Below are 9,000 nucleotides of genomic sequence, written 5' to 3' on the forward strand. Positions count from 1 at the left end.
GCAGGCCTATTCCGGGCTTTCTATCGGAGCAAAGGGATCGAATTCGTCGACGTCCTCGCCGCGCTCCATGCCTTGGATGGCAAGTATGAGCTGCTCGCGCCGGGCGGAATTGTGCAAGCCGCCGGCAATGGCTTTGGCTTGAGCATAGTTTTCCTGCAGGGTGAGAACCATCAAAGTGCCAATCCGTGCAGCATCCTGAAGCTCGGGGGTGGGCAGCTCCTGATAGGGAACCACGTCTCCCGGTTCACCCGCGGCCCAACGGGCGATTCCGGCTTGGCGCAGGTAGTCGCAACTACCGTCCGAAGGCAGTGCGAGCGCCCAATCCTTCCACTCCTTGCCGCTGGCGAGGGCTGCAGCGCTGTCCTCGCTATTGACGGCATCCTCCATGATGAGTTCCAAGATGTCGCTGCGCCGCTCGTCGAGCCAGCCGTGGCGGGCATATTCCGGCAGAAGACTGCGGGCCGTCTGGCCGGAATCTTCCAAGGAGTCGAGGCCGGATAGGATCTGGTCGATCGCGCCGGATTGGGCCTCGGGCGGGAGCGTGTCGAACTGCGCCATGCGTGCGGGATCGCAGACTACGATCTTCGCGAAGTCCTCCGCGATGCGCTCTGGTCCTGCTGATTCCGGATACTCGGCAAGCAGGGCGAAATAGTCGTCGTGGCGTTTGCTCTCCAACATGACCTTGGCAGCCGCGGAGAAGGCTGCTGCCCGTCCCGCGTCGTCCGGCAGTTCGGAGATCCGCCGGTGGAACTCAGGATCGAGCTGCTCGCCCTGCTTGAAGAGTTTCTCGTAGATCTCAGCCGGATAGGAATAGGAAGTGTTCGCCAGCAGAGTCGTCAGGCTTTGCCGCGGATCGCAGTGGTCCAGCAGGGTTTCGATGGCCTCGGTGCAGCCTTGCTCGCGCGCATAGCGGAGCAGCTCGGCCGGGCGCGTTTCGGCCAAGTTGGCGAAGGCGCTGGAGAGCGAGGCGATTTCGGGAACTGCCTTGCCTTTCAAGCTGGCGAGCATGCCCAAGGGATCGGACTCTGCCCATTTGTCGTACTGATCGTAGCGCAGGAGGTAGCGATCCGTGGGACTCATGGGAGTGGAGTCCACGGCTGCCAAGAGATCCTGAGACGTGATCCGGGTGGACGCCTTTTCTGCTTTGATCGGCTTGGGGACGCTGGGCGCTACAGCCGCGGAGGATGCTCCACTGGGAGCAAAGAGTCCCGCGAGCAGGTAGCTCGTGCCGAAGGCGAGCAGGAGGCCGGAAATGGGGATGATTTTCACTGGGATTCCTCCTTGGCTGTTTCGCCCGCAGCAGCCAAGCGCAGGGGGTGATTTATTGGGATGGCCTCCAGGGCGCGCCCCGCGGCTTCCGGATCAAGGGCTCTCCAGGCCGCGAACCGCGTGGCAATCGCCTCGGTCTTGGATTCGATATGCTCTGGATCCGCGCCGCTCAGGGACAGTGCATGCAGCAGCTCCGCGAGGCGGGAAGTACGAGGTTCAGCGTAGGTCTCAAGAACCTCCAGATTCAGCTCTGCTAGCTCGGCGGCACCCAGATGGGCAGATGCCCACCCCTGGGCCACCGCCGGCTGATAGCTTGCCAGCTCCACATACACGCGACGGAAGAGGTCTTGCCCGTAGATATCGCTGCCAGGAATGAGGCGGCGGATTTCCGTCACAACCTCGTCGCCACTCATGGTGCCTGCAGCGAAGCTCTCGCGATAGTCCTTGGAATAATAGAAAGCCGCGTGCACCCGGCTGCTGACGGCGTATCCCGCTTCTTCCGCACCGAGGCCGGGTTCGAGCGGGGTGATCTCCAGACCCTCGTCACCACCGCCGCCGCAGCCGCTGCCGGTGGGTACGTTAGTGGCTCGTTCGGCGATAGTTGCAAGTTCCTCTTGGCCCAAGGTCTGTAAAATCAAGGAGCTGGCGACGGAGCTGACCCAAGTGCTCGTCAAGTAATAGGATTCGCAGCCGGCCAGTTCCCGCAAGACCGTCTTGCGAACTTCCAAAGGCATCTCATTCGCCATGAAAGCGACTGCGGCCGCGCCATCTTCGGGCACCCAGTTGCTCCGTGCGAAGGTCTCGGCCAGTTCCTGCTGTTGCGGTGCCGTCAGCTGTTCCATCAGGCGGCTCAGGCCCTCCAGATCGTTGCTTTCACTGAAGCGCCAGGCCATGCCTCGCAGCAGCCTGCCTTTGAAATCGTCCGGGCGCAGGAGTGAAACCTGTGCGGCGATTTCCTCGGGGGTGAATTGCAGGAAGAGGCAGTCCTGCTCGCCGAAGATCCGATCCATGAGCGGCCGTCGTGCGTACTCGGCGAAGGCTGCTTGCGGATCGCGGCGATGCCATTCCAGGAAGATTGCCGCTGCTTCGGCCATGCCGTCATCCGCGCGCAAGGCATCGGTGAGGGCCGGTCCGAGATCGGCGCTGGACTGGAAGGCCGGGGACCGCGCGAGTAATTGCGCGAGAGTGTTTTTATCTTCCAGCAGGCTCTCCTGGCGGGAGCGGAGAGTGTCGCGGATTTCTTCTTCGCGGGTCTTGGTTGGAGCCTTGGCGTAATCCTTCTCGCGGCGCGCTTGGTCCTGTTGGCTCGCCAGATCCTCCGCGGCCTTGGCCCTGAGCTGGCGCTGGATCTCTTCCACTGCGGCCGGGACAGGAGGGGCCGCTGGCGGGGCAGAAGGAGTCTCGCGCCACGGCTGGCGGACAATAACCCCGGCTGCAATCGCCGCGAGGTAGGAGGTGGCAAGCAATCCCTTGCGCTGCATGGGTGCACTCTAGAAAGCGAGTCGCTGCCGTCAATCTTATATGCTGGAAAAACAGCATATTAAGGTCCGGTGGCAATCGCTTGCATCGCTGCTAGGGTGGCGCATCTCATCTCATGCCCCGCTTCTCAAATCCCTGGGTCCTCGATGAAGGCCGCAGTTTTGCCGATGTCTTCCGCTGGAAATTCGGGCGGATGCCGGCGGATGAATTCATCACCACGGACGATAATCCAGCCTCGCGGGTCCCCTATACGCCCCAAGCGCCGCCAGCGGAGGGCTGGCGGGTGACTTGGTTGGGGCATGCGTCCTTCCTCCTCCAGGGCTGCGGCAAGAGCATCTTGATCGACCCGGTATTCTCCGATCACTGCGCACCCTTCCGGATGGAGCGCTTCAAGCGCCTTGTCCCGCCTCCTTGCAAGCTGGAGGATTTGCCGTCGATCGATGCCGTCCTGCTCACGCACGCGCACTACGACCACCTCGATCTCGCGACGCTGCGGAAGCTGGGTGCGGACATGCCGCTGGTGAGCGCGGAGGGCCACTCCGCGTGGTTGCGGCGCAAGGGCTTCCGCCAGGTGCAGGAGCTGGCTTGGTTCCAGCAGCTGGAACTTTTCCCCGGCATCCGGATCACCGCCACGCCCGCGCAGCACTTCACCGCGCGCACTCCCTTCGACCGCAATTGCGCCCACTGGTGCGGCTGGCTGTTAGAGGGAGCCGGCCTGAAGCTCTGGCACGCGGGGGACAGCGGCTATTGCCCGGGCTTCCGCGAGATCGGTGAGCGTCTGGGTCCGATTGACTTTGCGATGATCCCGATCGGCGCCTATTCGCCGCGGTGGTTCATGAGTGAGATCCACATGGACCCCGCGGAAGCGGTGAAGGCATTCCAAGATGCGCGGTGCCAGCGCGCGGTCGCGATGCACTGGGGGACCTTCCGGCTTACCGACGAGCCGATGAGCGAGCCGCCGCTGCGTCTGCAGCTTGCGGCGGAGGCCGCGGGCATCGCCGACCGCTTCACCAGCGGCGCAGTCGGCGAAAGCTGGGAAATCGCTCAGCGCTGATAAGGCACGGAGGAGTTGCCCGGCGGCGGTTGATCGGCCGGCAGCGGCGGCAGGTAATCGTTGCTCGGGACTTGGCCGTCCTGGGGTGGCGGTGGCAATCCATTGCCAGCGGGACTTGGGTTCGCTTGCGGAAGGGCGGGCGTGGGTGTCGGGGCGGGTTGGGTGCCACCTTGGCCTTCCTTGGCAGCCTTCTCTTTCGCCTCCTTGGCCTCCTTTTCTTTCTTCTCCTTTTCCTTGGCGGCCTTCTTTTCGGGCGTGTCCTTGAAGGGCGCGGAGGAGGCGTCATAGGCCTTCTTTCCGACGTAGGCGGTGCCATCGACCACGGCCCCTGCCACCTTGAAGGGAGCCTTGATCAGCCCGCAGGAGGGCAGTGACAGTATCATCAGGATGCCGGTCAGGCGGAAGCGAAAGGAAGTGGACATGGCGGGACGCTGGGGAAGGGTATAGCTGAAAAATTCCCGCCGTCGCCAAGATTTCAAAACCGCCATCTGAAGCACCAATGTCATGAAGACCCTGCTCCCTGCCGCGCTCGGCGTGGCCATTCTCGCCGCAGCCCCGACACTTCGGGCCGAAACCCTGAAAGTGGACCAGCAGCGCAGCCGCATCCAGGTGGATGCCCAAGCGACCGGTCACAAATTTACCGGCACTTTGGCGGACTATGACCTCAGTGTGCAGGGAGATGCCCTGAAGCTCCAACCAATGGCGGTGAAGCTCACTTGGAAATTCGCCGATCTGAAGACCGGCGAGGAGAAGCGCGATGCCGAGATGATCAAGTGGCTCGGCGGCGGTGGTCCTGTGGGCAGCTTCGAATTCATCAAGACCTGGAAGGACGGCAGCAAGGACATGGCGCAAGGCAAAATCATCATCCACGGCATGTCGAAGACGATCGCTTTTCCCTACAGCGCGACCAAGGACGGCAACTGGGTGACCATCGATGGTACGGCGGCGCTGAACTACCAGGACTTCGGGCTACCTTTGATCCGCAACATGGCTGTGATGAAGGTCGAGCCAGCGCTGGCGGTGCGCTTTCACTTGGTAGGGAAGACCGAGTGAGGACTACGGTGCTGTCGTGACCTGGAGGCGCATGAAGCCGCGGTAGTCCGGGAAGTTCGCCAGTGGCACCTTGGCCACGCGATGTTGGATTCCATTCGCTTCCGTCGATTCCAAGCTGTCTTCGATCCCGCTGGTGGACCATGGCGCCGTGAGGTTGGCACTCCATTGGGCGCCGAGCGTGAGATCCGAAGCCATCGGGCCGGGGTCGCGGCGGTAGTGCAGGGTCATGAAGCCGGCTTCGGGGTTTGCGGTGGGTTGCTCGCTGACGGCGTCGCGCGAGGTGGGCAGGGTGCCATAGGCGCGCTCGAAGAGGTTGGGAATGTTGTCGCCATCGGGATCGGCGTCATCGGCGGCGTCACCACTGTTCTGCGGGGTGCCGAAGTAGATCATGCGCCATGCTGCAGCTTGGCCCCCGCCGATGCTGGCGGTGCTGGTCGCCACATTGTCGAAGGCCGCAGTGGCCACCGTGGCGCCGCTCGCCGGGGCCACGGTGAGCCCGAGCAAGGTATCGTTCGGCAGATCCAGGGTTTGCGAGCCGGCTGGCAGCCAATCGCTCTCGGTGGGGACACCGGCTGTCGTGGCGTAGCTGGCGCTGAAGAGGTTGCCATTGCGGGCCAGTCGCAGCCACAGCGGGGCCAGGGGCTGGAGCTCGAGGAACTGGCCGCTGACAGCACCGCCCGTGGCGCTGCGGTAGCGTAGATTGAGACCGGTGGTCCGGTCGTAGGTGAATTCGATGGCGGCCGGGTTGGTGCCGGTCGCGGCGCGGAAAGTGAGACCGGCACGCGCCGTGGCGGCGGTGGTGCCCGCGCTATTGGTGGGGTCTGCGCTGAGGCGGCTGATCATTGCGCCATCGCCGCTGAAGGGCTTGGAAAGCAGCTGCAGTTGGTCGCCGGTCGCGGCGATGCCATTGCCACCGCTGGTGAGGGTGAAAGTGCCGCCGTTGGTTGCGGAGTAGCCGGCGTAGCCATCGCTACCGGGATTGCCGATCTCGGTGGCGGTCCAGCCCGCGGGCAGGCTGCCGCTTGTCAGAGAGGTCGCTTCCGCGGGACTCAGGGCGTAATTGTAGATCTTCAGCTCATCGAGAGCCCCGGTGAAGAAGACCGGTCCGGCCAGGGAGCGGCCCAGCAGGATCGCATGCGGGATGTTGCGCGCGCCGGTGGGCCCGGTCTGCGATTGCTCGAGCACGCCATCGACATAGAGCCGCATGACCCCGCTGGAGCTGCTGCGGGTGGCCACGACGTAGTGCCAGGCGGCATCGTTCACCAGCGTGTTGGAGAGGATCGTGTTGTCCACGTTGCCAACGCCGAAGCCAACCTTGTCGCCAAGTAGCGCGATGCCCCAGTCCGCGGCGGCCCCGGGCACTTCGGCGTCGATGATCGGCTTGCCTGCCCACCACTGGCCGGTGCCACCAGTGGCGCTGGTCTTCATCCAGAAGGCGATGCTGAAGTCCGTGGAAATGGAGGCCGGGATCGTGGCGAAGTTTGGGTCGCCATCGAGCAAGAGCGCGTTGCTGCCGGTCTTCCCGGTAGTGAAGCCGAGCGCGGGGGTGCCAGTGCCGTGGTTGCCGTGTTTGCTGGCATCGCGGAGATCGTTCTCAAAGCCGTAGCTGGCAACGCAGGTCTGACCGACTCCGGCGAGGCGGGTGATCTCGGTGCTGCTCAGCGCGGTGTCGTAGATCCGCACCTCATCGATGCTGCCATTGAAGAAGCCGCCGGCCCCCCCGACGCTGCCGATGTTAAAGTTTGCCGGCGCGGTGCGGGCTCCGGTGGGGCCGGTCGCGGAGGCACGCTGCACGCCATCGACGTAGAGCTTCATCGCGCCATTGAGTTCGTAAGTCGCCGCGAGATGGTGCCAGACGCCATTGTTGATGGCCACCGTGGAGGTGATGGTGGTGTCAGGGCCGCCAATGCCGAAGGCGGCGCGGTTACTGATCATCGTGAGACCGAAGTCCGGCACCACGCCGCCGACTTCCGCATCCAAGATTCCGGAGCCCCCATACCAGGCATTCCCGAGCACTCCGCTACCCGTGGCGGTGGTCTTGACCCAGCAAGCGACCGTGAAGTTCCGGTCCACCATCGCGGGCACACGGATGTTGCCACTCGTGCCGTTGAAGGTCGCCGCCGAGCCATCCACACGGCCCGCGGTGTAGCTCACGCCCGCGGTGGCGGTGCCATGATACTGGAAGCCGCCACTGTCGCGGGCATTGCCTTCCATCTTGTATTCGGCACGCAAGCCGGTGCTGACCACCACACCCGGCGTGACATCATCGAAGGCCCAGTCCTGGTTGGTTCCGCCGAGGACATCGAAGTACTGCGAGATGGGCGTATTGTTGCCGGTCGCGCCGGTGCCGCCATCGACGTCGATCACCATGTTGCGGCTGCCGCGGTTGAAGATCTTCGAGTAAATCTGGCCGTCGGGGACGATGCGCCATTGCTGGTTGTCGTTGCCGAGATCGTTCCACTGCATGACGTCTGCACCGGCATCCCAGGATGCGCCTGCGACTTCGAGGACCTTGCCGCTGGCGACATTGGTGAACTTCCAGAAGCCCGCACCCCGATAGGAGGCGGTCCATTTCTGGAGATCGCTCCCGTTGGCAGGATTCTGGCGGGTGATCGCACCCGCGTTGACGTCTGCCGCTTCCAGCACCTTCTGGCTATGCCTGGCGCGGATGACGTAGGTATGGCCGTCCTTCACCGGGCAGGGCCGGATCGGATCGCCCTCGGTCAGGTATTCGTCGCGATTGCTGATGCCGTCGCCATCCGTGTCTCCCGCACCTGTCTGGGAAAGGTTGCCGAAGCGATACATCTCCCACTCGTTTGGCAGGCCATCGCCATCGGCATCGGCCCCGCCGTCGAGGCCCATGTCGTAGCGCATGGCGGAGACCATCTTGACCAAGCGGATGCGGGCCAGCGGGTTGTCCTCGCTGGCGTAGTTCAGGCCGTAGGGATAGTAGTGGACGCCGGACTTGCGCAGCTCCGCACCCGGACCGTCGAAGAGCTTCACGAAGTTCTTGGCCGCGGCACCGTTCCAGACGCCATCTCCGCCGAATTGTGCATCCCACTGCCAGGTCGTGCCGGTTCCCAAGGTATGGGAAATCTCGTGCATGGCCACCTGCGTGCTGATCGAGCCGCCGAACTTCAGGTAGTCCGGGTAATTCGCCTCCGCGGTCGGCACAGCGGGGTGATACTGGACGTAGATGTGCGTGTTGAAGTAGCCGTTGGCATTGTAGGTCGCCACGGCCTCGTCCATCGCGGCCACGATCCGGGCTCGGATATCGGCGGGCCACCCGCCGTCATCGACCAAGCTATAGGTCATGGACTCCGCCGGGATGGCCGCGGCGGACCATGCGAGAGCGGCTAGGGCAAGGAGACGGGGGGACGCAGACGCGCGACAAGTACAGCTCATCCAGTGGGTTTCTTGGGTAAGGCGAGGCGGAGGGCCGGGGAGTGGAGCAGGGAAAGATAGGGCAGCTTCGCAACTGCTTCCACCGTCCCATTGTCGATTACTTCCGTGAAATTGACAGAGTCTGAAACTCCGCATCTTTGCGGCGGCGCATCGGGCTTGTCCCTTGGAGCGGGGCCGGATTGGCTGGGGAGAATGAAGGGAATGCTGTGGTGCCTGCACGGAGCCGTCGGGATGGCGGGCGATTGGCAGGGCCTCGGGGTGGCGAATTGGGCCACGACCCGGGTCGATTTATGGCGATTCCTGGACTGCTGCCCGATGAGCATGGGGGAATTCGGGCGGGCCCTGAATCGGGAGGCGGAAAGCGGCAGGCGGCAGGCGAAAAAGGGAAAGCTGGTGCTGGTGGGCTACTCGATGGGGGCGCGACTGGCGCTGCACGCGCTGCTGGAGGGCGGCCCGTGGGATGCGGCGGTGCTGGTGGGACCTCACCCGGGACTGGAGACCGGAGAAGAGCGGTCCCAGCGGCGGGCGGCGGATGCCGAGTGGGGGAGCTTGGCACTGTCGGGGGACTGGGGAGAGTTCTTGGAGAAGTGGGAGGGGCAGGGAGTTTTGAAGCGGGCTTCGGATTCCGGCGCGGAGATGGGGGAGCGGCGGGGATTGGTCGGCCGCCGTCGCGAGGTGGCCCGGAGCTTCATCGATTGGTCGCTAGGGGCGCAGGAGCCCCTGTGGGAGCGGTTGGGGGA

Annotated in this window: 6 protein-coding genes and 1 pseudogene; 3 read left to right on the plus strand and 4 right to left on the minus strand. The window is 64.1% G+C overall.

Annotated features, from left to right (window positions below; genetic code table 11):
- Nucleotides 1–6 precede the first annotated feature (6 nt).
- A complete protein-coding gene (locus BV071_RS23320) occupies nucleotides 7–1,269 on the minus strand; it encodes a hypothetical protein (RefSeq protein WP_035612272.1) in 1,263 nt (420 codons plus the stop codon).
- Nucleotides 1,266–2,750 carry a hypothetical protein gene (locus BV071_RS23325; RefSeq protein ID WP_035612273.1) on the minus strand — a complete coding sequence of 495 codons (1,485 nt, stop codon included), beginning with the start codon at nucleotides 2,748–2,750 and terminating at the stop codon, nucleotides 1,266–1,268. The genes BV071_RS23320 and BV071_RS23325 overlap by 4 nt, the downstream gene beginning before the upstream one ends.
- A 113-nt stretch (nucleotides 2,751–2,863) precedes the next feature.
- Here BV071_RS23325 and BV071_RS23330 point away from each other — a divergent pair, with 113 nt between their 5' ends.
- Nucleotides 2,864–3,802: an MBL fold metallo-hydrolase gene (locus BV071_RS23330; protein ID WP_052573788.1), complete on the plus strand. Its 939-nt coding sequence runs from the start codon at nucleotides 2,864–2,866 to the stop codon at nucleotides 3,800–3,802.
- Here the strand turns inward: BV071_RS23330 and BV071_RS23335 are convergent.
- On the minus strand, nucleotides 3,793–4,224 hold the full coding sequence (locus BV071_RS23335; protein WP_035612274.1) for a hypothetical protein: 432 nt from the start codon (nucleotides 4,222–4,224) through the stop codon (nucleotides 3,793–3,795). The two genes, BV071_RS23330 and BV071_RS23335, sit on opposite strands and share 10 nt — an antisense overlap.
- An 82-nt stretch (nucleotides 4,225–4,306) precedes the next feature.
- Between BV071_RS23335 and BV071_RS23340 the strand changes: the two genes are divergently transcribed.
- Complete coding sequence (locus BV071_RS23340) at nucleotides 4,307–4,855, plus strand: YceI family protein (RefSeq protein WP_035612275.1); 549 nt, start codon at nucleotides 4,307–4,309, stop codon at nucleotides 4,853–4,855.
- 3 nt (nucleotides 4,856–4,858) lie between these two features.
- On the opposite strand, the gene BV071_RS33545 is transcribed toward BV071_RS23340, so the two are convergent.
- On the minus strand, nucleotides 4,859–8,170 hold the full coding sequence (locus BV071_RS33545; protein WP_052573789.1) for a LamG-like jellyroll fold domain-containing protein: 3,312 nt from the start codon (nucleotides 8,168–8,170) through the stop codon (nucleotides 4,859–4,861).
- A gap of 282 nt (nucleotides 8,171–8,452) precedes the next feature.
- On the opposite strand from BV071_RS33545, the pseudogene BV071_RS23350 reads away from it, so the two are divergent.
- Nucleotides 8,453–9,000, plus strand: a pseudogene (locus tag BV071_RS23350) (alpha/beta fold hydrolase); the annotation flags it as partial.

It is taken from the genome of Haloferula sp. BvORR071 (genome assembly GCF_000739615.1).
GTDB lineage: Bacteria > Verrucomicrobiota > Verrucomicrobiia > Verrucomicrobiales > Akkermansiaceae > Haloferula.

Coding starts and splice junctions, on each gene's coding strand:
- BV071_RS23325 (WP_035612273.1), bottom strand. CDS start 2,750: ATGCAGCGCAAGGGATTGCTTGCCACCTCCTACCTCGCGGCGATTGCA.
- BV071_RS23340 (WP_035612275.1), top strand. CDS start 4,307: ATGAAGACCCTGCTCCCTGCCGCGCTCGGCGTGGCCATTCTCGCCGCA.
- BV071_RS23335 (WP_035612274.1), bottom strand. CDS start 4,224: ATGTCCACTTCCTTTCGCTTCCGCCTGACCGGCATCCTGATGATACTG.
- BV071_RS23330 (WP_052573788.1), top strand. CDS start 2,864: ATGCCCCGCTTCTCAAATCCCTGGGTCCTCGATGAAGGCCGCAGTTTT.
- BV071_RS33545 (WP_052573789.1), bottom strand. CDS start 8,170: ATGACCTATAGCTTGGTCGATGACGGCGGGTGGCCCGCCGATATCCGA.